Annotated in this window: 24 protein-coding genes and 1 tRNA gene; 12 read left to right on the forward strand and 13 right to left on the reverse strand. The window is 54.2% G+C overall.

Annotated features, from left to right (window positions below; all coding sequences use genetic code 11):
- Window positions 1-2 precede the first annotated feature (2 nt).
- On the forward strand, window positions 3-1829 hold the full coding sequence (locus tag KJS28_RS10280; protein ID WP_212818638.1) for an antirestriction protein ArdA: 1827 nt from the start codon (window positions 3-5) through the stop codon (window positions 1827-1829).
- The gene (locus tag KJS28_RS10285) at window positions 1826-2023 is read left to right on the forward strand and encodes a hypothetical protein (protein WP_117513596.1); all 198 of its coding nucleotides are present in this window, start codon (window positions 1826-1828) and stop codon (window positions 2021-2023) included. The genes KJS28_RS10280 and KJS28_RS10285 overlap by 4 nt, the downstream gene beginning before the upstream one ends.
- 160 nt (window positions 2024-2183) lie before the next feature.
- On the opposite strand, the gene KJS28_RS10290 is transcribed toward KJS28_RS10285, so the two are convergent.
- The 5 genes from KJS28_RS10290 to KJS28_RS10310 all read right to left on the reverse strand — a co-directional run bounded on the left by KJS28_RS10290 (window position 2184) and on the right by KJS28_RS10310 (window position 6561).
- Window positions 2184-3071 (reverse strand): BRO-N domain-containing protein, encoded by an 888-nt coding sequence (locus tag KJS28_RS10290; RefSeq protein WP_456243469.1) that lies wholly within the window; start codon window positions 3069-3071, stop codon window positions 2184-2186.
- Between the two features lie 234 nt (window positions 3072-3305).
- Complete coding sequence (locus KJS28_RS10295; protein ID WP_212818642.1) at window positions 3306-3638, reverse strand: DUF6050 family protein; 333 nt, start codon at window positions 3636-3638, stop codon at window positions 3306-3308.
- A gap of 71 nt (window positions 3639-3709) precedes the next feature.
- Entirely contained in the window at window positions 3710-5053 is a 1344-nt protein-coding gene (locus KJS28_RS10300) for a relaxase/mobilization nuclease domain-containing protein (protein ID WP_118601452.1), read from the reverse strand.
- On the reverse strand, window positions 5014-5343 hold the full coding sequence (locus KJS28_RS10305) for a plasmid mobilization protein (protein ID WP_118601453.1): 330 nt from the start codon (window positions 5341-5343) through the stop codon (window positions 5014-5016). The genes KJS28_RS10300 and KJS28_RS10305 overlap by 40 nt, the downstream gene beginning before the upstream one ends.
- A 252-nt stretch (window positions 5344-5595) precedes the next feature.
- Window positions 5596-6561, reverse strand: a complete 966-nt coding sequence (locus tag KJS28_RS10310) for a helix-turn-helix domain-containing protein (RefSeq protein WP_213540806.1) — start codon at window positions 6559-6561, stop codon at window positions 5596-5598.
- Window positions 6562-6786: 225 nt separating this feature from the next.
- Between KJS28_RS10310 and KJS28_RS10315 the strand changes: the two genes are divergently transcribed.
- From KJS28_RS10315 to KJS28_RS10340, 6 genes are read left to right on the forward strand one after another with little or no spacing between them, the layout of a single operon-like run.
- Entirely contained in the window at window positions 6787-7368 is a 582-nt protein-coding gene (locus tag KJS28_RS10315) for an MptD family putative ECF transporter S component (RefSeq protein WP_148430715.1), read from the forward strand.
- Entirely contained in the window at window positions 7368-8105 is a 738-nt protein-coding gene (locus KJS28_RS10320) for an energy-coupling factor transporter transmembrane component T (RefSeq protein WP_212818645.1), read from the forward strand. Before KJS28_RS10315 ends, KJS28_RS10320 begins: the two co-directional genes overlap by 1 nt.
- Before the next feature lie 5 nt (window positions 8106-8110).
- Complete coding sequence (locus KJS28_RS10325; protein ID WP_212818647.1) at window positions 8111-9625, forward strand: ABC transporter ATP-binding protein; 1515 nt, start codon at window positions 8111-8113, stop codon at window positions 9623-9625.
- Entirely contained in the window at window positions 9622-11367 is a 1746-nt protein-coding gene (locus tag KJS28_RS10330; protein WP_212818649.1) for an ABC transporter ATP-binding protein, read from the forward strand. The genes KJS28_RS10325 and KJS28_RS10330 overlap by 4 nt, the downstream gene beginning before the upstream one ends.
- A gap of 14 nt (window positions 11368-11381) precedes the next feature.
- Window positions 11382-13118, forward strand: coding sequence for an ABC transporter ATP-binding protein (locus KJS28_RS10335; RefSeq protein ID WP_212818651.1), 1737 nt, complete (start codon window positions 11382-11384; stop codon window positions 13116-13118).
- A gap of 11 nt (window positions 13119-13129) precedes the next feature.
- Window positions 13130-13501 (forward strand): metal-dependent transcriptional regulator, encoded by a 372-nt coding sequence (locus KJS28_RS10340; protein WP_173827649.1) that lies wholly within the window; start codon window positions 13130-13132, stop codon window positions 13499-13501.
- A 61-nt stretch (window positions 13502-13562) separates the two neighbouring features.
- Here KJS28_RS10340 and KJS28_RS10345 read toward each other — a convergent pair whose 3' ends face one another.
- Window positions 13563-13892: a helix-turn-helix domain-containing protein gene (locus tag KJS28_RS10345; RefSeq protein WP_021661500.1), complete on the reverse strand. Its 330-nt coding sequence runs from the start codon at window positions 13890-13892 to the stop codon at window positions 13563-13565.
- 489 nt (window positions 13893-14381) lie between these two features.
- On the opposite strand from KJS28_RS10345, the gene KJS28_RS10350 reads away from it, so the two are divergent.
- The 4 genes from KJS28_RS10350 to KJS28_RS10365 all read left to right on the forward strand — a co-directional run bounded on the left by KJS28_RS10350 (window position 14382) and on the right by KJS28_RS10365 (window position 17175).
- Complete coding sequence (locus tag KJS28_RS10350; RefSeq protein ID WP_228298381.1) at window positions 14382-14807, forward strand: sigma-70 family RNA polymerase sigma factor; 426 nt, start codon at window positions 14382-14384, stop codon at window positions 14805-14807.
- Window positions 14800-15042, forward strand: coding sequence for a helix-turn-helix domain-containing protein (locus KJS28_RS10355; RefSeq protein WP_008817058.1), 243 nt, complete (start codon window positions 14800-14802; stop codon window positions 15040-15042). The genes KJS28_RS10350 and KJS28_RS10355 overlap by 8 nt, the downstream gene beginning before the upstream one ends.
- A gap of 511 nt (window positions 15043-15553) precedes the next feature.
- A complete protein-coding gene (locus KJS28_RS10360; protein WP_005541444.1) occupies window positions 15554-15760 on the forward strand; it encodes a helix-turn-helix domain-containing protein in 207 nt (68 codons plus the stop codon).
- Between the two features lie 20 nt (window positions 15761-15780).
- The gene (locus KJS28_RS10365) at window positions 15781-17175 is read left to right on the forward strand and encodes a site-specific integrase (RefSeq protein ID WP_212818655.1); all 1395 of its coding nucleotides are present in this window, start codon (window positions 15781-15783) and stop codon (window positions 17173-17175) included.
- A 186-nt stretch (window positions 17176-17361) separates the two neighbouring features.
- On the opposite strand, the gene KJS28_RS10370 is transcribed toward KJS28_RS10365, so the two are convergent.
- The 7 genes from KJS28_RS10370 to rplI form a co-directional block, all read right to left on the reverse strand.
- Window positions 17362-17438 (reverse strand) — tRNA-Arg (locus KJS28_RS10370).
- 355 nt (window positions 17439-17793) lie between these two features.
- Window positions 17794-19572, reverse strand: a complete 1779-nt coding sequence (gene ftsH, locus KJS28_RS10375; RefSeq protein ID WP_213542254.1) for an ATP-dependent zinc metalloprotease FtsH — start codon at window positions 19570-19572, stop codon at window positions 17794-17796.
- A 53-nt stretch (window positions 19573-19625) separates the two neighbouring features.
- Entirely contained in the window at window positions 19626-20675 is a 1050-nt protein-coding gene (lepB, locus tag KJS28_RS10380) for a signal peptidase I (protein WP_213540808.1), read from the reverse strand.
- Between the two features lie 62 nt (window positions 20676-20737).
- Complete coding sequence (hpt, locus tag KJS28_RS10385; RefSeq protein ID WP_228298382.1) at window positions 20738-21292, reverse strand: hypoxanthine phosphoribosyltransferase; 555 nt, start codon at window positions 21290-21292, stop codon at window positions 20738-20740.
- Window positions 21285-22838: a tRNA lysidine(34) synthetase TilS gene (tilS, locus tag KJS28_RS10390; protein WP_213540810.1), complete on the reverse strand. Its 1554-nt coding sequence runs from the start codon at window positions 22836-22838 to the stop codon at window positions 21285-21287. The genes hpt and tilS overlap by 8 nt, the downstream gene beginning before the upstream one ends.
- Window positions 22839-22844: 6 nt before the next feature.
- Window positions 22845-24188 carry a replicative DNA helicase gene (dnaB, locus tag KJS28_RS10395; protein WP_213540811.1) on the reverse strand — a complete coding sequence of 448 codons (1344 nt, stop codon included), beginning with the start codon at window positions 24186-24188 and terminating at the stop codon, window positions 22845-22847.
- Between the two features lie 591 nt (window positions 24189-24779).
- A complete protein-coding gene (gene rplI / locus KJS28_RS10400) occupies window positions 24780-25229 on the reverse strand; it encodes a 50S ribosomal protein L9 (protein ID WP_021857851.1) in 450 nt (149 codons plus the stop codon).
- Window positions 25230-25240 lie beyond the last annotated feature (11 nt).

A 25240-nucleotide genomic window follows, 5' to 3' on the forward strand; every position in this document is an offset into this window, starting at 1 on the left:
ATATGCCATATTACGATCACGACAAGGATTATCCCTTTGCCGCCTTTATCACCAATCTTGGGAAGTACAATGAGGGCGAGCTTGTGGGCGAGTGGGTGAAGTTTCCCACCACCGCCGAGGAATTGAAGGAAGTGTTTAAGCGGATCGGGATCGGCCAGAAGGATAACTTCGGCAATCCCTATGAGGAATGGTTCATCACGGACTATGACTGTTATGTGGACGGCCTCTATGACAAGCTGGGCGAATACGAAAATCTGGACGAGCTGAATTATCTGGCATCGAAGCTGGATGAAATGGACCAGAGCAACTATGCGAAATTCCAGGCCGCTATGGAGATCGGTGACTATACCAGCAGCCTGCAGGAAATCATCAACCTCACGGAGAATCTGGATTGTTATGAGATTTACCCCAATATCGAGGATTATGACGATCTGGGGCGTTATTATCTCGAAGAACTGGAGGTTTCAAAAGTTCCCGCCCACCTGCAGAACTATATCGACTATGAAGCCTATGGCCGGGATGTGGCGTTGGAGGAAAACGGCACTTTCACCGATCAGGGCTATGTGTGGGATACCAGAGAAGCCTTCCATGAGTATCATGACGGCGAGCGCGGCAGTATCCCCGACGAGTACCGGGTGATGACTTTTCAGGACGATCTTCCCGAAGAAGAAAAATCTGAATGGGCTATGGATATCGCCTTTGACATGGACGAGTTTTTCCGTCAGAACGATCCGCAGTATGCGGCAGAGCACCCGGAGGCGCACGCCGCAAAGGAAGAACTTTACGAAAACCTGATGGCCGGACGCATTTCCGCTTTGGATGAAAAGCTGGCGGCGTTGGGGCAAACGCAGGAGGACTATCTCCCTTCGGAGATTGAAAAATTCAAGGACGCCACGGGCTATGAGGAATTTCTGGATTTTGACCCGGCGGAGGTCAAAGCCGCTTTGGATGACCCGGAGAAGTCCCATGCAGATGAAATGCTGGACGCCGCGGAGAGGCCTGCCTCGGAAAAGATGACTGTGCTTGTAGTGGAGCCTATGAAGGAACCCTATGTGAAGGAAATCGCCCCCGACCTTCATTCCCTGCAGGCAGAGGTTGGCGGTGATATTGGAGCGACTTATCCCTATTCTGACCCGGTAGCGCTGGTCTGTAATGATGAAGGCAAACTCATTGGGCTTGACCTGAACCGTGGGCTGCGGGATGAAAATGGAGAAATTTATGATATCGTAGCAGGAACTTTCCTGGTGGTTGGACTTGGTGAGGAAGATTTTGCGTCCCTGTCCCCGGAACTGATCCAGAAATACACGGAACAGTTCAAAACGCCGGAACGATTTATGCAGATCAATGGCAATATCGTCGTTCTCCCTGTCCCGGCAGAGAAACAAGACCTCGCTTTTCTTCCAGACCGTTTTGAGACCGGCGAGCGTGTGCAGACACCGAGGGGCAGCTTTCAGGTGACGGCTATGAGCCGGGAGCAGATGGAGGTAGCCGGTTACGGTGTCCACCATATTTCCGATGATGGAAAGTATCTTATCATGGGGAATGGCACACGGGCCTTTGCCGTGGCAGCGGAGCAGCCGGAAAAGGACAATCCTCTCCGCACAGCGGAAATGACGCTGGAGGATGACTACGGCATGATCGACGGCGTTATCAACAACGGCAGACGCGGCGAAGAATTGGGAAAAGCCCAGGAGTACGCAGAGCGGACAACGCCGGAGAAGCCTTCCATCCGTGAGCGGTTGGAGGATGCCAAACGGGAGTGTGCCGAGCACAAGTCCCCAGAAGGAAAGAAGCCCGTCCGTGATGTGCCGGAGCATGATTGCCTATGAGCCGAAGCAAGAAGTGGCGGCTGGAATGGGCGTTCTTCCTGGGCGAGAACGGCAGGCGGCAGTATAACCATATCTGTAAAAAATGTGTTCATGGCTGCAAGCAGAGTTTCCGGGCGTGTCTGGTCGCTTGTCCGTATTACAATTCCAAACGATCTAAAATCTGTGAAGATAAGGGTGGAAAAACCGCAGAATAATTCCCTGTATCCGTATTTTCAAAGGGAGCCTTTATGATTTCTCATGTGTCGGTCTGCTTGCTGACACATGAAGAAAAAGGCTTGATTTCAGACACTTTCTGTCACGCAAAACGGGAGTACAGCTTTTCGGTTCGTCCGATCTGCTGTACTCCCGCTTTTTTTATTTATTTTCGTCATTATCAGGCTTTTCCGTTTCCGCTACGCTTTCTATCATGTCAACGACTACGGCATTAAGCTGTGCGGCGTTCTGCGATGTAATGACCGGTCGCCCGGTATCTTTTTCAATATCCTGTCGAACCTGACCGGCATAGCTGCCGCCACGACGGGCAATTTTCTGACTTTCAGAAAATCCTTCCGGCTGATGTGCTTTTGACAGTTCTGTGGTTGTTGCCTCTGCCAGCATATTCAGAACAATTTCCATCGTGCTCATGTTATCACGAAGGTTTTCTTTTTTCAGACCTTTCAGCTTCTTATATTGCCGAGTAGTCATGCCGGACCATGCTTTCGTGATCTCATCGGTGAGAATGGCATATTCTTTGCCCTGCTGTACGCCGCGCTCCTGCCATTCCGCGGTAAGCTCATTACGGACACGGATAGAAAGAAGCCGCTGATGAATCCAGTCTGTATCATAGCCTTTTTTCTGATAAGTCTCTAACGCACGGTCGATTGCCTGCTCCGGGTCAATCGTTTCTTCGATGCGTTCACGGCCGACCTGAGCAAGCCAGAGTTTGAATGGTTCAGCCTTAGGTGATGGGATGGACTGAATAATGCGTAAAATCTGTTCAGCCGTTGCCGCCAGCACTTTGCGCTTTTTGCCTGTTGCGCCCATCATTGTTACCTGGGGACAATTTGTCCCCAGGTAGCTTGCAAGCTGTTCATCACGCTTACGCATTTTTTTGAGGTAGTCTGTTGGATTGGAGCTATCTGTCAGAACAGCGATAACATCCACAACGGAGAAATACCATTCTTCCTGTTCTTCGTCCCATGCGGTGCGTATTTTTCTATCTTCAAAAAGCTGGATGGAATTATTTTCGTCCATGCGCTTCAACCTCCTTAGAGTATGTATTTTAATTTTAACATGAAAGGTTTTCTATTTCTATAAGAGAAGCAAATTTCGCCGTAGTAGGTGTTGTGGGAATGTGCGTAAACTGCCAGGATTGTGAGGCTGTGGGAAAGCTGTTTGCAGACTTGTGGGAAAAGGCTTGTCTTTTTCCATCAGGTTGTGAATGGCTTTTCCATCGGCACGAGCGGCAGTTTTCCATATTTCCATGACGCAAGAAAATCATCCAACGATCAGCCGGTACACCGTCAGCGGCACATACCACACCGCCACAATAAGCCGCCAGGCCAGAACGAAACCGCCGATTACACCGCCGATAATAAAGTTCAATGCAAACAAGGCGATCCCTCCACCAAGGGAGCCGCCGCTCGGCACGATCCAGAGGCACATCCGATGGAGGCCAAACGGCAACCCGCAGAGTATCCAGATCCATACATAGTCAATCTCTCCGTTCTTCATGCAGACGGATTTGAAGATACAATATAGGATCAGTGCCACGGTCACGGGCAGTACACTTTTGAAGAAAAATGCTTTGATCGCTTCGCTTCTTGTCATCGGTAAAACCTCCTTCCGCAGTTCCATTATACAGGATGCCGGGAGCTGCGCCCAGCGTCTTTTAAAGAAAATTATTCAAGCTCATGCCGCCGCTGTTGTTCCTGTTCCTTTGCAACGGTCAGCAGCGCATCCACATTTTGCTTGACGGTCTCGTATTCCTGGGCTTCGGCTCTTGTGGCTTTATATTCAGCAAGGAGCCGTTCCTTTTCTGCGTTGAGATTGGCAAGCTCCGTTTTCATGCTTTCCGTTGTTGGCAGCGGCACAGCCCCCATCCGTTTCAATTCTCTGGTGGCCGCTTCAAAAAGGATGATCTCGCCCTCATGCCCCCGCAGGAACTTTTCTTTATCATTCGATCTGCGGTATCGGTCATAAAGCGGCTTTAGCTGACGGTAAGTTCCGGCGTGCTTCATCACAAGGGCAAGTTCGGCACTTCTACTTTCTATCCGCTTGATTTCTGCATGAGCGGTATCTCTCCGTGCGGATAATGCGGTCAATTTGCTTTCCAGTTCTCCATAGCTGCCGATTCCGTGTTCGGTCAGGAAATTCATGGTCTTGGCGGCCTGTTTCAGATTGTTCAGCTTCGCCCAATGGGTGAAGCCTGCACTCTGCTGTGCTTTGATGTTATTCTGGATATCAATGAGCAGGCTGATCTTTCCGTCCTGCCGTTTCGGTTGGCGGGAAGGTCTGGATCGTCCGGCGATCCGGGCGGTAAGGGCTTCTTCGGTGTAGTCAACCCCCAGCGTTTTCAGACGGGTGAACCGTTCCTGATCCGGTGCTCTGGCAGAGATATACTTGCCGCGCTTGATCTCATAACCTTCTCTCTGCAGGCGGCGAAGCAGTTCTTCCAGATTGGAACAGGCTGGCAGGAGCCGGTCGATGGCCGCTTTCAGCTTTGCCTTATAGCTAGTGCCGTTCTGCGTGGCCTGATGTTCAATATAGCTCTTGCCCTTGTCCTGTCCAGGAATAATGACAGACAGACCATGTTCCTTGCAAAGCCGGTCGGAGGTGCGGCGGATATAGTGATAACTCCGCTTGTTGGAATGATAATGCTTGTGATCCGCAAAGCTGACCGCATTGAAAATCAGGTGGTTATGAACATGATCTTTGTCTATGTGGGTGGTAAGGACAAACTCATACTTGCCGCCCAGGATTTCTTTTGCGAGTTCCATGCCGATCTCATGGGCCTGTTCCGGCGTGACCTCCCCAGGCTGAAAGGCTTGGATCAGGTGGCGGCCCAGGTTTGTTCCCTTGTCGATGGCGTGGCGGCGGGTCCAGGAAAATTCGATATCCGCAGTTTCGGCGGCGCAGCCATAGGCGGATACCAGGAGCTTCCCGTCTGTTTTCTCCGGGTTGCAGATATAGTCAATGGCTGCTTTCAGCGTTGACTTGATAGGATGTGTCTTTGTAACTGCCATATCTGATCCAGCCTTTCCCGTATCTCGTCCATGTCGGCCTGATACGCAGGACCTCCGGCGTTGATCCGCTTGGCGATCTGGTTGATGTTCCGACCGATGGCGGAAAGCTCTTTGGTAAATGCCTTGATATCTGCGGTGTCAGTATAGATGATATACCCGTCAATCGCCATCTTGCGGAGGTAGGCGCCATATCTGCGTGTGGGTAGCTGGCTCATTTTTTCGTCTATGAGCCGTTTTTCATCCTCCGTGACATAGAATTTCATTTGGATATTCCGCTTTCGGTTTGCCATGCGTCGCCTCCGTTCTTTATAAGGGTTTGGGACTATCCCAACAAGCAATTTTGAATTTTCGGGTAGAGGGCCTGAAAATCTCAAAATTCGCAAGCGGGTACTCGCTTGCTGTGCTTGCTACCGTAACCCTACCCTCGTATTCTCTCCCTACTAATACTACAATTTGAAACGGAGATTTTGGCTGACTTACTGAAAAAATCTAAAGAAAGACGGTATTGTTGCCTTTAACAGGTGATAATACCGCCTCTACATTTATATATTTCCCAAATTCTTTGACCGCCGGTATTCCAGCGGAGAAAGACCAAACTGCTTTTTGAACACGGCTGCAAATTTTCCTTGATTAGAGTAGCCGACCTGTTCGGATATTTCGGCAATCAGACGCTTTGTGTCCGAAAGAAGCCTTGCGGCTTCGTTCATACGGAGTTCCCGCAGCCAGGTGGATATATTCTGTCCATATACGCCTCTAAAATAATTTTTCAGGCTGGTTTCACTGACCGAAAATCGTTCTGCAATCTGTCTTACAGGGATGTGCTGGCGAAGGTCATCAGAAAGGATTTGTGCCGCCCTTTTTGCAATTTCAACCTGTGTTTCCGTGTAGAAGCCGCAAGTTTTCGGAGGCCGGATTTCCATGTTAAGAAGCCGGTGGAGAAGTTCAAGAGTATAGATTTGCAAATGGAAGGCAGAGGGTCTTTCGGATAGCCGCCAGAGGTTTTGAAATATATTTTCCAGTTCACTATCCGCTTCGTTGATATATGTCTTATGATTGCCACAATAATTTTCTTCCAGCGTAGGGAGGTCAAGTGAAAAAGATTTCAAAAGTTCACCGCAGGACTGTAAAAGAAGTGGCAGGTCAAAGTATATTTTTATGCCCTGATATTGCCGTGTGGGAAAGATATATTCTTTCTGTGCGGTCTGTTCACTGACACAAAAATCATTTTCCTTCAGGTAAATGTAGGAGCCGTCATCCAGAAGCAATTCACTTCTGCCCGAAACGCAATAGTTAATCAGCAAAGGCTTTAGATCTGAATTTTCATCCGGCTCCGGCCATACGGGAGCGTTTACAAAAATAAAAGCCAAAGTCAGCCCCGGAAAGAGCGTATGGAATGTCATGCGTCCCTTGCCATCTGCCCGATCCAAAAGCAATGTGCTGCTATTTGGACTGTTTTTCAAGGTCACACCAGAAACAGCATCGCTGTTTTCTAAAATGTTGTATATCATGTTACGCAACTGCTTCGCCCCTTTCATCACGCAAAATCGCTGATAGTATTATACCTGCGAGAAAACTCCTGGTCAATGGATATTCTGGTAGAGCGAAAAAGCTCCTTGCTATACGGGCTTAAAATACCGATATGTGCATAGAAGCACAGCTGAATTTATGCTATCATTAGGGTCGGTTAGCAAGAACTAATCAAGACGAAAGTAATCATGTTAGGAGGTTTCGCAATGAACAACAAATTGCAAGGAAAGGATCTCATCAATATCGGTATTTTCACGGCGATTTATTTTATCGTCATTTTCGCTGCGGCGTCCATCGGTTTTATCCCGATTTTCATTCCGCTTATCAGCGTGATCGTGCCGCTTGTGGGCGGTATTCCGATGATGTTGTTCTTCTCCAAAATCAAAAAATTCGGTATGCTTACCATCTGCGGGGTGCTGCTCGGTATCATTATGTTGCTGACCGGCATGGGCTGGTGGTGCATCCCTACCGGGCTGATTTTCGGGCTGATTTCCGATTTTATGATGAAAGCCTGTGACTACAAGAACGCCAAGCGTGAAGTGCTGATCCACGGCGTTTTTTCCATGTGGGTAATCGGGGCGTTTATTCCCATCGTTGTGACGCGTGACGCTTACTACCAGAGCCTGCTCCCCGGCTACGGTCAGGAATATGCCGACACGCTCATGGCTTATATGCCCGACTGGATTTTGCCTGTACTGCTTATTGCTGCTTTCGTCAGTGGTCTTGTCGGCGGCCTGATCGGACGGAAGATTTTCAAAAAGCACTTTGAGCGGGCGGGAATTGTGTAATGAGCCGCGAACTTCTTGCAAGTCAAAAAAACAATAGCGGAATTTTATTAGACCCCCGGACAAAACTGGCGGTACTGATTACCATAGCTGTCTTTATTTTAGGCGGTTCGTATGAAGGTATCATGCAGTATTACATCATCGTGTTGGCAGCGATCCCGCTGTTACTTTTGTCAGCGGCCAGAAAATGGAAAGGCGCTGTTCTCTATATCCTGATTTTTGGAGGCAGTCTGTGCCTGGAAATGTTCGGCCTGTCCCGACTGACCGGCGTAGCAAACTACATCGCGGTAGCCGTCGTTGGTATTCTTCTGCGGTTCACCCCCAGCGTGGTCATGGGATATTTCGTGGTAACTACAACCACGGTCAGCGAATTTGTTGCGGCGATGGAACGGCTCCACCTGCCGCAGCAGATCACCATTCCTATGTCTGTGATGTTTCGCTTCTTTCCCACGGTTGCGGAAGAATGGAGCGCCATTGGGGACGCCATGCGGATGCGTGGCGTCCGCTTTGGCGGTGGTAAAGCTGGTACGATTTTAGAGTATCGGATTGTTCCCATGATGATCTGCTCCGTCAAAATCGGGGAGGAACTGTCCCAGGCAGCCCTTACGCGGGGATTGGGAGGCCCGGTAAAACGGACGAATATCTGTAAGCTGGGTTTTCATGTGCAGGATGTTATTTTCCTGCTGATCTGTCTGGGAGCATTTGCAGCGCAAATCTATGTGCTTGCCGCAAGGGGGTGAAGGAAATGATTGAATGTCAAGATGTGTCCTTTTCTTATCCTGCCAGTACCCTTCCCGACAGTGAGAGGCAGGCCGGTGGCGCTTTGAAACATATTTCCTGCACTATTGAGGACGGTTCTTTTGTCCTGCTCTGCGGGACTTCCGGCTGTGGGAAAACAACCATGACCCGGTTGTTTAACGGCTTGATCCCCCATTATCATGAGGGGACTTATACCGGCTCCGTCTATCTGGATGGAAAGGATACCCGTGACCTGTCACTGTTTGATATTTCTCTGAAAGTCGGTTCTGTATTTCAAAATCCGCGTTCTCAGTTTTTCAATGTGGACACGACCAGCGAACTGGCTTTCGGCCCAGAGAATCACGGCATAGCGGAAGATCTTGTGCGTGACCGTGTAAAGCGTGTAGCTGCACAGCTAAAGTTGGAGCCGCTGCTTGATAGAAGTATTTTTTCTTTGTCCGGCGGTGAAAAGCAAAAAATCGCCTGCGGATCGGCAGCGGCGATTGACCCGGATATTTATGTGCTTGATGAGCCATCATCCAACCTTGACGCATACGCTATCGCTGATTTCCGGCAGCTTCTCTTTACTTTGAAATCGCAGGGAAAGACCATCATCATCTCTGAACACCGGCTGTATTATCTGTCCGGCCTCTTTGACCGTGTCCTGTACCTGAAAGATGGAGAAATTGACGGTGATTATACAGCAGAGGAATTTTGCGGCCTGTCGGCAAAACAGCGCGACGATATGGGATTGCGTCCTCTTGACCTTGCGGGGCTTTCAGAAGTTGAAGGCCCGCCGCAGAGAACGAATGAGGCGGTTTGGACGATAAAGAATGTATCTTTCGCCTATAAGCATGAGCCGGAAACCTTGCATATAACGGAAACCTCTTTCCCATCCGGCAGCGCCACGGCCATCATCGGACATAATGGTGCTGGAAAATCCACATTTGCCCGGTGTCTATGCGGATTGGAAAAGCACTTCAAAGGAACGGTGCAGGATCAGAGCAAGAACTATTCCAGAAAAGAACGATTGAAACTCTGCTATATGGTCATGCAGGATGTAAACCACCAGCTCTTTACTGAAAGTGTTCTGGATGAAATTCTGCTCAGTATGAGAACTGAGGATAAGCAGAGGGCAAGAGAAATCTTGCAGGAGATGGATCTGCTGCCTTATGAGGACTGCCACCCGATGGGACTGTCCGGCGGCCAAAAGCAGCGCGTGGCGGTTGCCTCTGCGATTGCTTCGGAGCGCCCTCTGATTTTATTCGATGAACCGACCAGCGGTCTTGACCTGTTTCACATGAGGCAGGTTGCCAATGTTGTTAATCAGGTGGCGAATACTGGAAGAACTGCGCTTGTGGTAACGCATGACCCGGAATTTATTCTACGCTGCTGCAATTATGTCCTTCACTTAGAAAACGGGCAAATTCAGGAAAGTTATTCCATAGAGGACAGCGATGGCCGAAAACGCCTGCTAAAGTTTTTTCTGAGTGATATGAAGAAGGAGGTGTCCACAGAATGAAGGAGGAAAAGAAAGACTCACCCATAGGAACTTTATGGGGATGGGGCAAACCCTATCACGGGAAATTCATCGGCAGTATTATCCTTGCAGTATTAGGCGTGGCCTGCCAGATGGTGCCCTATTTCTGCGTGGCGCATATTGTCACAATGATGTTGTCTGGGGAACAGAATTTTTCCCGCTATGTGACCGCTGGTATTATTGCACTGTGCGGCTACTTTGGGAAGGTGCTGTTTTCCTGTCTTTCTACAACGATTTCCCACACAGCGACCTATTACACGCTGCGTGATCTGCGGGAGAATATCACCGCAAAGCTGGCTCGCGTCCCGATGGGGACGATTTTAGATACTCCGTCCGGCCAGTATAAAACGACGATTGTTGACCGGGTTGAAGGCATGGAATCGACCTTCGCACACCTGCTCCCGGAAATGACCGCAAATGTGCTGGTGCCTTTGGTGATTGTCGTATATCTGTTCGTTATGGACTGGCGCATGGCGCTCCTGTCCCTTGTTACGCTGGTGGTGGGCCTTGCTGTCATGTCCGCCGGTATGAAGAATTATCCCGTCAAATGGGAGGGCGCGGTTAAAGCGGGAAAGCAGATGGCAAACGCCATTGTAGAATACATCGGCGGGATTGAGGTGGTAAAGGCGTTCAGCCAATCCGCCGGTTCCTACAAAAAATATTCTGACGCGGTGAATTATAACGCCAACTACTATGTGGACTGGATGCGGGAAAACCAGAAAACCATGAGCGCCTACAACGCCATCCTGCCCTCAGTGCTGATTTGCGTGCTGCCCTGCGGTTTTGCATTCTGGCTCTCCGGCAGTCTGGAGCTTTCCACCTTCCTGTCCATTGTGATTTTCTCGCTGGGGCTGATTGGGCCGATTATTGCGGCCTTTACCTTTACGGACGATTTGGCTGTACTGGGGACAAATGTGGAAGAAATCAGCCAGCTTCTGAACGCCGAAGAACTAAACCATAAAGAAACGCCGATCAAGCTGGAAAATACCGGCATTTCTCTTAGGTCTGTGTCGTTTTCCTATGACGGGACAACAGAGGTTTTGCATGATGTGAATCTCGCCATCCACCCCGGAACCATGACCGCTCTTGTAGGGCCGTCCGGCTCCGGCAAGTCTACGGTGGCGAAGCTGATTGCCGGGTATTGGGATGTTACATCCGGCAGCATTACCCTCGGCGGCCATGAGCTGAAGGATATGCCGCTGTCTGAAATTGCAGACCAGATTTCCTATGTATCTCAGGACAACTACCTGTTTAACCGCAGTATCCGGGAGAATATCCGCATGGGAAGACCCAGTGCCACGGACGCAGAGGTGGAGCAGGCAGCCAAACAAAGCGGCTGCGACGCCTTTATCCGCAAGCTGGATAATGGCTATGATACGGTTGTCGGCAGCGCCGGTTCCCATCTTTCCGGCGGTGAACGCCAGCGGATTGCCATCGCCCGCGCCATGCTGAAAAATGCGCCGGTTGTCATTTTGGACGAGGCAACTGCCTATATCGACCCAGAGAATGAGGCGCTGGTGCAGAAAGCCATTTCCACTTTGACTGTCGGCAAGACCCTGATTGTGATCGCACACCGGCTGTCTACCATTGTTGGCGCAGATAACATCGTTGTGGTGAAGGATGGAAACATCCACGCACAGGGTACGCATGAGAAGCTGCTGGAAACCTGCCCCCTCTACCGGGATATGTGGCAGGCGCACATCGGCGCGAAAGACCAGATGTAAGGGGGTGTTGTCGGATGTATGGAACATTGAAAAAAATCTTTGCTTTTGCAGGCAGCAAAAAGGGGCTTCTAAAAAAATCCCTGTTATTCTCATTCCTGTCCGGGCTGTTTTCAGCCATGCAGTTTGCCGCCCTCTTTGTAGTGATCGGCGCGCTGGTATCTGACAACCGGGACGGAAAGTTTATCTGGCTTTCGCTGGGGATTATGGCCGTTTCCCTCATTGGGCGTATTATTACGACCTATTTCTCCACGATGGAGCAAACGGAAACCGGCTATTGCATGGTGGCGGAAAAGCGTATCCACATCGGAGATCGGCTGCGCTACATCCCGATGGGCTACTTCAACAAGAATAGTATCGGGAACATTACCGCCATTGTCACAACAACTTTGGGCGATGTAGAGAACTCAGCAGCCCGTGTCCTGGTGTCAGTGCTGGGCGGTTTTTTCAACTCGGTTGCCCTTGTCATCGTCCTGTTGGTATTTGACTGGCGGATCGGTCTTGTGGCCGTTGCTGGTGTCCTGATTTACCTTGCGGCGGCGGAACTGGCGCTTCGCAAATCTGCCGCGCTCAGCGGGGTACGCCAGCACACACAGGAGTCCCTTGTGGAGTCTGTGTTGGAGTACATTCAGGGGATGGGGATTGTCAAAGCATTTGGACTGGAACGGGACAGCACGCAGTCTATCGGCAGTGCAATTAAGGCGAGCTGCCGAGATAACCTGAAATTGACAAAGGCCAGCGTTCCCTATGACGCCATCAAACAGGCCGTTGTCCGGGTGTTTAGCGTCCTGTTGCTTTTGGCCTCGGTCTGGTTCTGGCTGGACGGCTCCCTGTCGCTGGCCTACGGCTTGATTTTGGTGATTGCTTCTTTCATGGTGTTCAACGATTTGGAGAACGCCGGGAATATGGCCTCTCTGCTACAAATGCTGGCGGCCTCGATGGATACGGCAAACTCCATTGATGACACGCCGGTGATGGACGAGAAAGGCGCTGACATTACGCCGAAGTCCAGCGAGATCGTGTTTGACAAGGTGGATTTTTCCTACGCAGACCGCAAGATATTAGATCAGGTCAGCTTTACCATTCCCGAAAAAACGACTACGGCCATTGTCGGCCCTTCCGGGGCAGGAAAGACAACGATGTGCAACCTGATTGCCCGTTTTTGGGATGTGAATGCCGGGAAGATTACCATAGGCGGTACGGATGTACGGGATTTTAAGCTGGACAGCCTGATGAAGAATATCTCGATGGTGTTCCAGAGCGTATACCTCTTTGCAGATACGATTGAGAACAATATCAAGTTTGGCTGCCCGGACGCCACCCATGAGCAGGTGGTTGAGGCGGCGAAGAAGGCTTGCTGCCATGACTTTATTTCTGCCCTGCCGGATGGCTATGACACTGTGATTGGCGAGGGCGGCGGCACTCTGTCTGGCGGCGAGAAACAGCGGATTTCCATCGCCCGCGCCATACTGAAGGACGCACCCATCATCATTTTGGACGAGGCGACAAGCAGTGTTGACCCGGAAAATGAGGATGAATTGCAGCGGGCTATTGAGGCGCTGACCCATGACAAGACTATCATCATGATTGCCCACCGGCTGAAAACCGTCCGCAACGCCGATCAGATCCTTGTACTGGACAACGCTCATATCGTCCAGCGCGGCACTCATGCGGAGCTGATCCAGCAGAAGGGCCTGTATGCCGACTTTGTATCGGCCAGACAGGAGGCCATCGGCTGGAAGTTGGCTCAGTAAAGGAGGTTCAGATGAAACTTCATGCGTCCGGGGAGGACTACCTGGAAACCATCCTTGTTCTCCAAAAGAAACTCGGTATGGTGCGCTCCGTGGATGTCGCCCGGCACTTGGAGGTCACAAAGCCCAGCGTGTGCCATGCGGTGGCGACCCTGCGTGAAGGTGGCTTCCTGACAATGGACAGCGGCTATTTCCTTCACCTGACCGATGTGGGCCGTGAAGTGGCGGAGCAGATCTACGAAAAGCACCGCTTCTTTACCGACCGGCTGATCGAGGCTGGCGTAGACCCGGTAACGGCGGAAAAGGACGCCTGCCGGATGGAGCATATCATCAGCCAGGAGTCCTTCGAGCATCTGAAAAATGCTTACAAAACAAAAAAAGAATAAACTGCCCGCATAGCAAACGGGTGAAACAGTAACGCGGCCGGGCACATCGAACCCGACCGCGTTACTCGTCTTTCTGGAAGGCTTCCGCCTGTTTGCAGAGCGCGATAAATTTTTCGATCTCTGCTTCGCTTTTCCCGGCAAAGAAGTCCACGACTGTTTTCGAGACTGTCTGATTTACCATTTCCGGGAAAATGGCGGCGTCTACGCTGATATTCAGTTCTTTGGCGACAAGGACCACCGTTTCAAATTTCGGATTACTCTGGCAGGTCTCCAAATCTATGATCGTGCGGGGGTTCATACCGAGGCGTTCAGCTAACTGCTTCTGCGTCAGATGCTGGCGCTTCCGTTCTGACCGCACCTTCCATGCAAATAGATCCAGCGGATTGTTCACTACACATCACCTCTACATCATTGTAGGGTGTGCTTCCGCTCATATAAATAACCATACAGCTCATGCAAAGTGAGTTATAACTCATATTTCGGAGTAAAGGGGGATATGGATGAGAGCGCCAACACAAAGGAGGTCAAAATAAGGCGGGGTTTACCGTTTGTACGGCGGATGCCCATGCCACTACGAAAAATATTCCAATAACGCAGCCGCGAGCCATGCTCATGAAAGTGAGTTATGGCTCGCTTTTTATATACTGTGGCTCATATCTCACAAAACCCGTTTCTTTGAGCGCCTGGGCGTGGGCTGCCGCTCCCCGCCCCGTTTCGTTCCGGCCTGTCAACCCGAACGAAACGAAAGGAGCCAATTATGAGCGGCAAAAAATTTTTTCAGATAGATCCCGAAAACCGGCCAAACCAGACCACTCGTGAACGAGTAGTGAGCGAAAGGGGAAGAAAAGAACTGCCTCCCGGCACGAAGGGAGGTGAGAACTTGAAACCTGACCGCCACTACGAGCACAAGCAGTACGCCTTTGATAGCTACTGCAAGAAGGTGCTGAAATGCGAGGCGTGCAACGGCTATCGCCAGATCAGCCGGCACCAGAAGCGTTTCACATCTTTGGAAGAACTGTCCGAGGCAGAAATGGCCCAGCTTGCGGTATATGACCGCTACCCGTGGGAATACACGACCTTCCCTGTGGGAGGGGGCGTGATTCTGATCGAGGATGACGGGCTGGCCGAGGCGCTTCTGGGGCTGTCCCAGGAGGACCGGGAAATCTTTATGATGCACTGGTTCCTGCGGATGACCGACGCACAGATCGCCAGGTACATAAACATGCCCCGCCGGACGGTCAATACCCGCAGGCATAAAGCCTATCGGCTGCTGACAGAGCTGATGGGAGGTGAAGCGGATGACTAAATCTGCGTGCACGCGGGCATCGCTGATCCCTTACCCGGTGATTGCCGCCGCTGTCGGAGGCGACCCCGAAGCGGTGAACCGGGTAGTCCGGCATTACTCCGGCTACATTGCCGCGCTGTCTACACGGACGAGCTATGGCCCTGACGGCTATCCCCGTCCCCAGGTGGACGAAGATCTGCGCGGTCGGCTGGAAGCAAAGCTGATTATTTCCATTCTGGATTTTGACCTGAGCTGATCCAGGACCGGGCGCTGCGTGTTCCCCTTTCCACGCGGCGTCCCGTTATAGCTCCTTGACAAAGAAAGCCCGTTGGGAGGCCAACGCCGCAGTATAAGGCAAACGGATACATTCCTGTTTGTGCCGAGCCATACGGCCGGTGCGCCATGACCTCGTTTCAAGTCCGCAGGACGGGACCACTGTAACGGGCGAGCGAACAACGCCAGACCGCAAAGCAAGCGTGGCAGCTTGTGGGCGATGACACACGGGCAGGGTTAAAGATACTCGCGCATTGAACGCCCACAAAGCATTGTGCGCCGCACCCATCAGCATGGGCCGGGGTGAAACTCCCGTGGAGCTGTGCCAACAGCCGTCCGTAAGCCTACTTTTCTTTTTTGAAAGTTTATGGATAGATCGTAAACTTTTCAATTAGCAGCAGACAAACACGGAGCAGCACGGTAAAATGATGGTGGAAGTTATATTACCCACACATATTCGTGCTGTTCCTTTTCATAACTGAAAGGGGGTTCTCATGTCTCAAACATGGAACGGCACGAAGAAAGAAACCCCTGAAAGAAGGACATATACGGTTGACGATATTGCTCAAATTCTGGGCATCGGAAGAACTTCCGCATATATCCTTGTAAAAGAAGGACACTTCAAAATCGTGCGAATTGGTAACGCCATACGCATTTCCAAGCGGTCATTTGACGAGTGGCTTGACTCCCTCGACCTGTGATCCAAGAAAGGAAGAACGATATGGCATCTATAATCAAGCGAAAGAAAAACTATTCCGTTGTTTACAACTATGTGGACGAAAACGGAGAAACCAAACAGAAGTGGGAAACCTGGCATACCCACAAAGAGGCCTTAAAGCGCAAGGCGGAAATCGAAAATCAGCAGCACACGGGAACTTTTCTCCCGCCAAGCAATCAGACGATCACCGAGTTCCTTTATGACTTCGTATCTCTTTACGGGGAAAAGAAATGGGGCGTGTCTATGTATGACGGCCAAACGGCACTGATTGCGAACTATATCAATCCAATCATCGGTGATATGGAGGTACAGGCGGTTACTCCCCGTGCGGTTGACGGTTATATCCAGACCTTGCAGAAAACCAAGTCGGTGTCTACCAAGACCCGAAAGGCCGTTACCACCTATGTCAGCGACAAGACCATTGAAAAGATCATCAAGCTCCTGCGGTGTGCGTTTAAGCAGGCGGTACGATGGGAAATCATTGCAAGAAATCCCTTTGACAATGTGATCCTCCCGAAAACGGAGTATGCGAAACGGGATATCTGGACAGCGGATATGATCCGTCTTGCTCTGGACAAATGCACGGACAGCAAGCTCTATGTGGCAATGAACCTTTCCTTTGCCTGCTCTCTGCGTATGGGTGAAATCCTGGGGCTGACCTGGGAGAACGTCCATATTTCCGATGAAGATATTGCGGCGGATAATGCCTATGTCTACATCGACAAGGAGCTGACGAGGGCATCCAAACGGGCGATTGAAACGCTGGGTGAGAAGGATATCTATTACATCTTCACTCCGCTCATGCCGAACACCAGCACAAGAATTGTTCTAAAAAAGCCGAAAACCGATTCCAGCATCCGTAAGGTGTGGCTACCGAAAACGCTGGCCTACATTCTGCGGGAATGGAAGAAGTCCCAGGACGAGCTGAAAGGTTTCCTGGGCGACGAGTATCAGGACTTCGATCTGGTGGTGGCACTTCCCAATGGACGGCCCTGCGAGGATCGTATCATCCTCAAAGAATTTGCAAAGCTCCGTGAGGACGCAGGGCTACCGAAGGTGGTCTTTCATTCTCTCCGTCATTCCAGTACCACCTACAAACTGAAACTGAACCACGGCGATCTGAAAGCCACCCAGGGCGATACGGGCCATGCCGAGATCGACATGATAACCAGTATCTATGCTCACATTCTGGACGAGGATAGAAAGGTCAATGCTCAGAAATTCGAGACAGCCTTCTATGCCAAGCCTGATCTTCGCAATGTCCGTCCGCCGGAGGAACCGGCAAAATCGGAGCCTGCGACCCTGGACCTTGAAAGCCTTGTGGAGCAGCTTCAGAAGTCGCCGGAACTGGCAAGTGCGCTCGCAGCCCTGATAGCGGCGCAAGCCCCGGCAAAGTGATCCGAAAAATCGAATTAGCAAAATGCAGAATTTTCTTAGCAAATTTCTGAAAAGCGTTCGAGTCCAATTAGCAAATATACATCATGCGGCGCATAAAAATCTCCCGGTAACGGAAGTGAAATTACCGGGAGAAGGAGGAAGAAAAAAACGCTGCAAACCCCGAAAAAGGCTTGCAGCGGTGCTTTCTGGCGTCCCAGAGAGGATTTGAACCTCCGACCTCACGCTTAGGAGGCGTGTGCTCTATCCAACTGAGCTACTGAGACATTTATAAGTTTTATGCAATTTTCAAGGCTCGAAGGAATCGAACCATCTGCCGCTTAGGAGGCGTGTGCTCTATCCAACTGAGCTACTGAGACATTTATAAGTTTTATGCAATTTTCAAGGCTCGAAGGAATCGAACAATCTGCCGCTTAGGAGGCGTGTGCTCTATCCAGCTGAGCTATATGGACGTGTCTGATATATGATTATAGCCCGATCAAAGTCGAACTGCAATCCCTTATTTAGTTTTTTTGAGGTGGCCGTTGTAACGCAACCTTAGGAGGCGGTCGCTCTATACAGCTGAGCTACGGAGGCGGATACCCCGTTATTTTACCCCATAAGCAAGGCGCTGTCAATGCCTCACTCCGTCCGGAATACCTTCTCGAACTCCTCTGCCGTCATAGTCTCGTTGGCCAGCAGATACTCCGCCACCTCCACCAGCTGGGGCCGGTACTGCTCCAGAATGGCGGTGCAGCGGGCGTAGGCGTCGTCCATGATGCGGCGGATCTCGCCGTCCATCTCCGCCGCCGTTTTCTCGGAGTAGGGCCGGGTCTGGGCCATGGACTTGCCGATGAACACCTCGTCGTGTCCGGCGTCGAAGGCCACGTTGCCCAGCTGCTCCGACATTCCGTAGGTGCCCACCATCTTCCGGGCCAGCTGCGTGGCACGGCTGATGTCGTTGGAGGCCCCGGTGGAGATATCCCCCAGCACCAGCTGCTCCGCCGCCCGGCCGCCCAGCAGCCCGGCGATGCGGTCCAGCATATAGCTGCGGGAGAGGTACGACCGGTCCTCGTCCGGCAGATAGATGGTCATGCCGCCCGCCTCGCCTCTGGGAACGATGGTGATCTGATGCACCGGGTCCAGATCCGGCAGTGCGTGCATCACCACGGCGTGTCCCGCCTCGTGATAGGCCGTCAGCCGCCGCTCCTTCTCCGGGATGACCCGGCTGTGCTTCTCCGGCCCGGCGATGACCTTGATGATGGACTCCTGCAGATCCTTCATGGTGATGAAGGACTCGCTGCGCCGTCCCGCCAGCAGGGCCGCCTCATTGAGGAGGTTCTCCAGATCGGCGCCGGTAAAGCCTGCGGTACCACGGGCGATCTGTCTCAGATCCACGTCCTCCGCCAGCGGCTTGTTCTTGGCGTGTACCTGCAAGATCTCCTCCCGGCCCTTGATGTCCGGCAGCCCCACATAGACCTGCCGGTCGAACCGTCCCGGACGCAGCAGCGCCGGATCCAGAATATCCACACGGTTGGTGGCGGCCAGCACCACCACGCCCTCGTTGGAGCCGAAGCCGTCCATCTCCACCAGCAGCTGGTTCAGGGTCTGCTCCCGCTCGTCGTGTCCGCCGCCCAGACCGCTGCCGCGCTGGCGGCCCACGGCGTCGATCTCGTCGATGAAGATGATGGCCGGGGCGCTCTTCTTGGCCTGCTGGAACAGATCCCGCACACGGGAGGCGCCTACGCCCACATACATCTCCACAAAGTCCGAGCCGGAGATGGACAGAAACTGTACTCCCGCCTCTCCGGCCACCGCCTTGGCCAGCAGTGTCTTACCGGTACCCGGAGGGCCTACCAGCAGCACGCCCTTGGGGATATGCGCCCCCAGATCCAGATACTTCTGGGGCTCCCGGAGAAACTCCACGATCTCCCGCAGCTCCTCCTTCTCCTCGTCGGCCCCGGCCACATCCTGAAACGTGACCTTTTTCTCTCCCGGCGTACTGACCTTGGCCTCTCCAAACCGGGACAGCTTGTCCTGCGCCCCGGCTCCGCCGCCGGCCATGCGGTTCATGAGATTCATCAGCAAAATGAAGCCCAAAAACGCCAGCACATACGGCAGCAGCAGCTGCAGCCAGTTGGTGGAGTGGTCTGCGTGATAGTTATAGGCGGTGATAATGCCACTGTCATACTGCTTCTGCACCAGATCATTGAGATCCTGATAGAACAGGTCGAAGTCGTACAGGTCGGAGGTAACGGTGCTGCCCCCCTTCAGCTTGGCCGTGATCCGGGTGTCGCTGATGGAGAACTCCTGCACCTTCTCCTCTAAAAAGTATTGCCGCAGCTCAGAGTAGGGGATGTCCCCGGCGGTCCGCATGGTGGACACCACATAGGCCACCACGCATACCGCCAAAATCACCATCAAAATGGTGCCGAAACCGATCTTTCTTCGTTCTGCCAAATGCTTTCCTCCTCTCAGCCGATGGCCCGCACGCCCTGCCAGCTGCTGCCCCCGGTCAGGGAAATAGCCAGCAGCACACGGGCCTTCACATTGCCCACCGGGATATAGCTTTCCTCCCAGTACCGGGCATCATTCGAGCCGGAGCGATTATCACCTAAGAAAAACAGGCACCCCTCCGGCACGGTAAAGGAGGTCTGGTTGGGGCTGATCGTCCCGCCCTGCTGGTCCAGGTAGTCCTCCTCCAGCCGCTGGCCGTTGATGTAGACATAGCCGCCGGAGAAGGACACCGTGTCTCCCGGCAGGCCGATGACCCGCTTCACCAGCAGCTTATCCAGCTCGTCGCTCCAGAAAGTGACGATGTTCCCCCGCTCCGGCACCGGGTCGCCCATCACATAGGGCAGCTGCCACGAGATCAGCAGCGTCTTTTTGGGGATGGTGGTCTCCATGGAGCCGGAGGGTACCCAACTCAGCTGTAAAAGTACCCGGAACACCAGCACCACCACCACCGCCGTGACGATGAGATAGCCGAAATCCGACCAGAAGGCGGCAAAGCCGCTCTTTTTCTTCTTGACCGCCGTCCCGCCGGAGCCGCTTCCCTCACCGGGCCCGGCTGCATCATCGGGACCCGCCGCACCGGCTGCATAGTCGGCGCTCGTCCCATCGGCAGAACCGCTCATGCTGTCAAAGTCCGCCGCCGGTGCCGCTTTACCTCCGGCCACCGAAGCGGCTCTCCGGCCGGCCGAGACGGACTCGCCGTCTCCCGGCGTTACCGGAGCAGTCTCCTCCGAGGTCATCTCCCACGGGTCCCGCTCCCGGCAGGCCTTATCCTCCGCCTGCCGGACAGACTGCTCCTGCGGCTCTGCCTGAGCCTCCTCTACCGACGTGGCCTCTACCGGAGATACCTTCTCCTCCGGGGTCATCTCCCACGGGTCCCGCTCCCGGCGGGCCTTATCCACCGCCCGCCGGGAACCGTTCTCCGTCCGCTGGGGTTTGCGCTCCCGCTCCTGCTTAGGGGTCGCACCGGCCAACCTCCGGCCCTGATAACCCCGCTTACGTTCCTCCACAGGTTTTCCTCCTTCCCACTGTCGGCGGGCGCTGTCCGCCGATGCGGCACCCGATACGCCGCTTACTTACTGTATACCTCCGGCTTCAGCACGCCGATGTAGGGCATATTGCGATACTGCTGGCAGTAGTCCAGCCCGAAGCCCACCACGAACTCGTCCGGCACCTCAAAGCCCGCCAGATCGGGGTAAATGGGCTTTTCCCGGCGGGAGGGCTTGTCCAGCAGGGTGACGATGGTGATGCTATTGGCTCCCTTGGCCAGCATATAGTCCTTCAAAAAGTACAGGGTATTGCCGGAGTCCAGAATATCCTCCACCACAATGATATCCCGGCCGGAGATATCCCGCTGCAGATCACGGGTGATCTGCACCACGCCGGAGGACTTGGTGGCGTTCTGATAGGAGGACAGGCCGATGAACTCCACCTCGCTCTTGCACTGGGTGGCCCGCACCAGATCCGCCATAAACAGGAAGCACCCATTCAAAACGCCCACAAACAGCGGGTTCCTGTCGTGGAACTCATCGTAGAGCTGATTGCCCATCTCCTGAATGCGGTCATGGATCTCCTGCTCACTGAACAGGACCTTCAGGATGTCCTGATCCATATTGCTCTTAGCCATTACTTTCTTCCTCCTGATCTTTCTCAATCATTAAAATATTTATATTGCTGCCGTCTTTTCCCGGCAAAAATCTCTGATCCGTTCCCACGCCGTATACGGCGGCGGGTTCTCCGTTTATACACACCACCGGGGTGGTTCGCCGTCGCCGGGGCGGCATCCCCCGCTCCGTCAGCAGTCGTTTGATGCTGCGGCGGCCTCTGGCCCCCGGCAGGGTCAGACCGTCTCCCCTTTGCGGACAGCGGAGTGTCCATTCGGACATTTTCCCACCGTCCGAAAGCGTCAGGATATGGTCCGAAAACCGGCCCGTTTTGGACAGCCCTTCTCCGTCAGGGGGCGGGGTATTTTTTTCGCTTCTCCACACCCGGACGAGATAGTCTCCCCAGACCTGCTCCCCCTCTGACAGAGTCAGGGGTAGGGGCAGGGGCGGCGTCATCTCCAGATGCAGCACATCCTTCTCCCGCCATGCCGTGACACCCTCCGGCAGATCCAGCATCCCGCCCTCCCGAAGGGACAGCAGGGCCTCTATGTGGGCGGCGGATACATCCTTCTTCCCGACGGGGAGCCGCTCCAGCAGCAGCCGGAGCATCCGGGGCCGCAGCTCCTCCGGTGCCGATCGCAGCACGGCTTCGGACACCGATACGGCGGTGGGTGCCGATGTGAAATCAGGCGAAATATCGCCCGTGCGTGTACATTCTGAGGGCTTATCCGACTTTGACGACTCCTCCGGCAACGTGCCGGGAAGCGGTGCAGGGCTGGGTGCAGCGGGGGCCCGGCGGCCAAAGATCTCCGGGGCATTGGGCTCACCGGCTGACGGGCAATCGGATACGGCTGTCTCCAGATAGGAGCGGGCCAGCCGATCCATGAAATCGTTTTCCCGCCGTAGGATAGCGGCGGCCCGTGCTATGCTCCGTTCCGGAGCGGGGTGGAGCTGTGCCAGCAGGGGCCACGCCTCCTGCCGCAAGCGGTTGCGGGTGAAATCCATGCTGTCGTTAGTCTCGTCCTCCACATGGCCCAGGCCGTGGGCCGTGAGATATGCCTCGATCTCCTGCCGAGGGGTCTGGAGCAGAGGGCGGATCAGCCGTCCCCGCACCGGGGGAATGCCCGCCAGCCCCTCCGGGCCGGTGCCGCGCAGCAGGTTCAGCACCACCGTCTCCGCCTGATCCGACAGGTGGTGGGCGGTGGCGATGCGGGAGGCTCCGATGGCGTCGGCCGTGCGCTCCAGAAAGTCGTAGCGCAGGCGGCGGCCTGCCTCCTCCACGCCCCAGCCCTCCTGCCGGGCGATGGCCCGGACGTCGCCCCGCTCCACATAGAGCGGCACGCTCAGCTCCCGGCAGAGCCCGGCCACGAAAGCCTCGTCCCGTCCCGCCGTGGGGCGCATCAGATGGTTATAGTGGGCGGCGGCCACGGCAAAGCCCCGGCGGCGGCCCAGCGACGCCAGATAGTGCAGCAGGCACACGGAGTCCCGGCCCCCGGACACGGCGCACAGCACCGTCTCCCCGGCGGCGGGCAGCATCCCCTGCTGCTGCATCCACGGCATCAGATCCATGACTCGTTACTCCTCGTCGTAGCGGTTTTCCAAGGTGCCGAAGATGGTATACTCCGGCATCCAGCGCAGCTCCACCTTGCCGGTCTCGCCGTGGCGGTTCTTGGCCACGATGCACTCGGCGATGTTGCGCTTTTCCGAATCCTCTTTATAGTAATCGTCACGATACAGGAACATGACGATATCGGCATCCTGCTCAATGGCGCCGGACTCACGCAGGTCCGACAGCATGGGGCGCTTGTCCTCACGCTTTTCGTTGGCACGGGACAGCTGGGACAGGCACAGCACCGGCACCTGCAGCTCCTTGGCCATGATCTTCAGCATACGGCTGATATCCGACACCGCCTGTTGGCGGTTCTCGCCGCTATACCCCTTTCCGCCGGCGGAGGTCATCAGCTGGAGGTAGTCAATGACCACCAGACCCAGATTCTCGATGCGGCGGCACTTGGCGTTCATGTCCGCCACCGTCAGCAGGGGATTATCGTCGATGCGGATATCCAGACGGCTCAGGGAGGAGGCGCCCTCGGCGATCTTCACCCAGTCGCTCTCCCGGAGGTCGCCGCTGATGAGGCGGGTATTTTCGATGAGGCCCTCGCTGGCCAGCAGGCGGGTCACCAGCTGGTCACGGGACATCTCCAGCGAGAAGACGGCCACCGTCTGGCCGGACTCCTTGGCGGCGTTCAGGGCCACGTTCAGAGCCATACTGGTCTTGCCCATGCCGGGACGGGCGGCCAGCAACAGAAGATCCGACTTGTTCAAGCCGTTGATCTTACCGTCCACCGCCGAAAAGCCGGTGGACAGACCCGGCAGGGTCTTGCCCCCCTGAGCGCTGAGCTCCGCCAGATGCTCCATGACCTCCTGCAGCACCACCTGAATGGTGGCCATGCTCTGGGCGCTGCGGCCCCGGCGGATGGCGTAGATCTTCTGCTCCGCCGCCTCCAGCACGTCGCCGGGGGCGCCGGTCCCCTCCTGCACCATGGCGGTGATCTCCGCCGCCGCTGCGGCCACCGACCGCAGCAGGGCCTTCTCCCGCACCAGACGTACATACTCCAGCACGTTGGCAGAGGTGGGCGTCACCTCCATCAGCTGGGCCAGATACGCCCGTGTGCCATCGTTGGCGAGGCCCGCCTTCTCCAGCTCCCCGGCCACGGTGAGGCCGTCGATGGGGCGGGAGTAGACGAACATGGTGTAGATGGTTTCGAAAATTTCCCGGTTCTGGCGGAGGTAGAAATCGTCCGGCTGAAGCTGGTCCATCACGTCCTTGACGCAGGCGGCGTCAATGAGCATGGAACCCAGCACGGCCTGCTCTGCCTCTGTGGAGTGCGGCATTTGCCGCAGAAGCAATTCATCCATGGGGGAACTCCTTTCGGGGATTTTTCTGAAGGGGGTGGGGTGTGCTTTTCTTTTTGCCTCCGGCGGTTCACTTTTCCCAGCAGCTGGAAAAGTGGGCAAAAGCACACACCGTCGTGTCAGCCGGTTTCCAGCCACATTGTGGCGTGGAAACCGGGGCACTTCCTCGAAACCGCCTCGCTGCATCCGCCACCGGCGGCACTTCGGCGGTTTTTCCGGAATGACAGGTCTTACTATTGATAAATGTTCTTGCAATCCGTTCTCCACGGTAGAACAGCAATCCCCTTCAACTGTCCAATGCAGCGGCAGCGATAGTAGACGAAAGTCAATTCCCTGCTTCGGCGGGGTCTATGCCGCAACTCTTGCACGCCAAAAGAGGAAGTCTTGAAACCTTAGGTTTCAAGTGGCATTCTTTGGTAACTTTCTGCTGCTATTGGCAGAAAGTTACCCGCCGGAGGCATAAAAAAGGAGTTACTACTGGGAACAGTGGGCCGTCAGAGGCATGGAAGAGCTACTGCCGGGAAAAGTTACCTGCCGGGGCAAAAGGAAACTCGTCTTAGTCTCTGCTTCGTACTCGCAAGGCTCCAAGAAGCCCTACTTCTCCTCGCAGACCAGCACATAGACGGTTCCGGTGATCTCGAAGCCCAGCTTGGCCTTGACCTCAAAGCTGCCGAAGGTCTTGATGGGCTCCGCCAGCACCAGCTTCTTGCTGTCCAGCTCCATATCGTGCTGGGCCTTCAGCTGCTCGGAGATCTCCTTGGCGGTGACGGCACCGAAGAGCTTGCCGCCGGCGCCGCCCTTGGCGGCGATCTTCACCTGACAGCCCTTCAGCTTCCCGGCAAGCTCCTGTGCGGCGGCCTTGGCCTCCGCGTCGGCCTTTGCCTTGGCCTTGGCCTGCAGCTTCATGGTGTTCATGGCATCGGCGGTAGCCAGCACCGCCAGATTTTTAGGAAGCAGGAAGTTGCGGGCGTAGCCCTCGGCCACCTCGATCATCTGGCCCTTCTTGCCCTTACCCCGGACATCCTGCTGCAAAATCACTTTCATGGAATTATTCC

Source organism: Vescimonas coprocola, assembly GCF_018408575.1.
Classification (GTDB): Bacteria; Bacillota; Clostridia; order Oscillospirales; family Oscillospiraceae; genus Vescimonas; species Vescimonas coprocola.

Excerpts from the sequence above, each read along its gene's own strand:
- KJS28_RS10310 (WP_213540806.1), bottom strand. The coding sequence starts at position 6,561 with ATGATATACAACATTTTAGAAAACAGCGATGCTGTTTCTGGTGTGACC.
- KJS28_RS10335 (WP_212818651.1), top strand. The coding sequence starts at position 11,382 with ATGTATGGAACATTGAAAAAAATCTTTGCTTTTGCAGGCAGCAAAAAG.
- KJS28_RS10280 (WP_212818638.1), top strand. The coding sequence starts at position 3 with ATGCCATATTACGATCACGACAAGGATTATCCCTTTGCCGCCTTTATC.
- KJS28_RS10315 (WP_148430715.1), top strand. The coding sequence starts at position 6,787 with ATGAACAACAAATTGCAAGGAAAGGATCTCATCAATATCGGTATTTTC.
- KJS28_RS10285 (WP_117513596.1), top strand. The coding sequence starts at position 1,826 with ATGAGCCGAAGCAAGAAGTGGCGGCTGGAATGGGCGTTCTTCCTGGGC.
- KJS28_RS10355 (WP_008817058.1), top strand. The coding sequence starts at position 14,800 with ATGACTAAATCTGCGTGCACGCGGGCATCGCTGATCCCTTACCCGGTG.
- KJS28_RS10360 (WP_005541444.1), top strand. The coding sequence starts at position 15,554 with ATGTCTCAAACATGGAACGGCACGAAGAAAGAAACCCCTGAAAGAAGG.
- hpt (WP_228298382.1), bottom strand. The coding sequence starts at position 21,292 with ATGGCTAAGAGCAATATGGATCAGGACATCCTGAAGGTCCTGTTCAGT.
- dnaB (WP_213540811.1), bottom strand. The coding sequence starts at position 24,188 with ATGGATGAATTGCTTCTGCGGCAAATGCCGCACTCCACAGAGGCAGAG.
- KJS28_RS10300 (WP_118601452.1), bottom strand. The coding sequence starts at position 5,053 with ATGGCAGTTACAAAGACACATCCTATCAAGTCAACGCTGAAAGCAGCC.
- KJS28_RS10365 (WP_212818655.1), top strand. The coding sequence starts at position 15,781 with ATGGCATCTATAATCAAGCGAAAGAAAAACTATTCCGTTGTTTACAAC.
- KJS28_RS10320 (WP_212818645.1), top strand. The coding sequence starts at position 7,368 with ATGAGCCGCGAACTTCTTGCAAGTCAAAAAAACAATAGCGGAATTTTA.
- KJS28_RS10295 (WP_212818642.1), bottom strand. The coding sequence starts at position 3,638 with ATGACAAGAAGCGAAGCGATCAAAGCATTTTTCTTCAAAAGTGTACTG.
- KJS28_RS10340 (WP_173827649.1), top strand. The coding sequence starts at position 13,130 with ATGAAACTTCATGCGTCCGGGGAGGACTACCTGGAAACCATCCTTGTT.
- KJS28_RS10305 (WP_118601453.1), bottom strand. The coding sequence starts at position 5,343 with ATGGCAAACCGAAAGCGGAATATCCAAATGAAATTCTATGTCACGGAG.
- KJS28_RS10325 (WP_212818647.1), top strand. The coding sequence starts at position 8,111 with ATGATTGAATGTCAAGATGTGTCCTTTTCTTATCCTGCCAGTACCCTT.
- rplI (WP_021857851.1), bottom strand. The coding sequence starts at position 25,229 with ATGAAAGTGATTTTGCAGCAGGATGTCCGGGGTAAGGGCAAGAAGGGC.
- KJS28_RS10330 (WP_212818649.1), top strand. The coding sequence starts at position 9,622 with ATGAAGGAGGAAAAGAAAGACTCACCCATAGGAACTTTATGGGGATGG.
- tilS (WP_213540810.1), bottom strand. The coding sequence starts at position 22,838 with ATGGATCTGATGCCGTGGATGCAGCAGCAGGGGATGCTGCCCGCCGCC.
- ftsH (WP_213542254.1), bottom strand. The coding sequence starts at position 19,572 with ATGGTGATTTTGGCGGTATGCGTGGTGGCCTATGTGGTGTCCACCATG.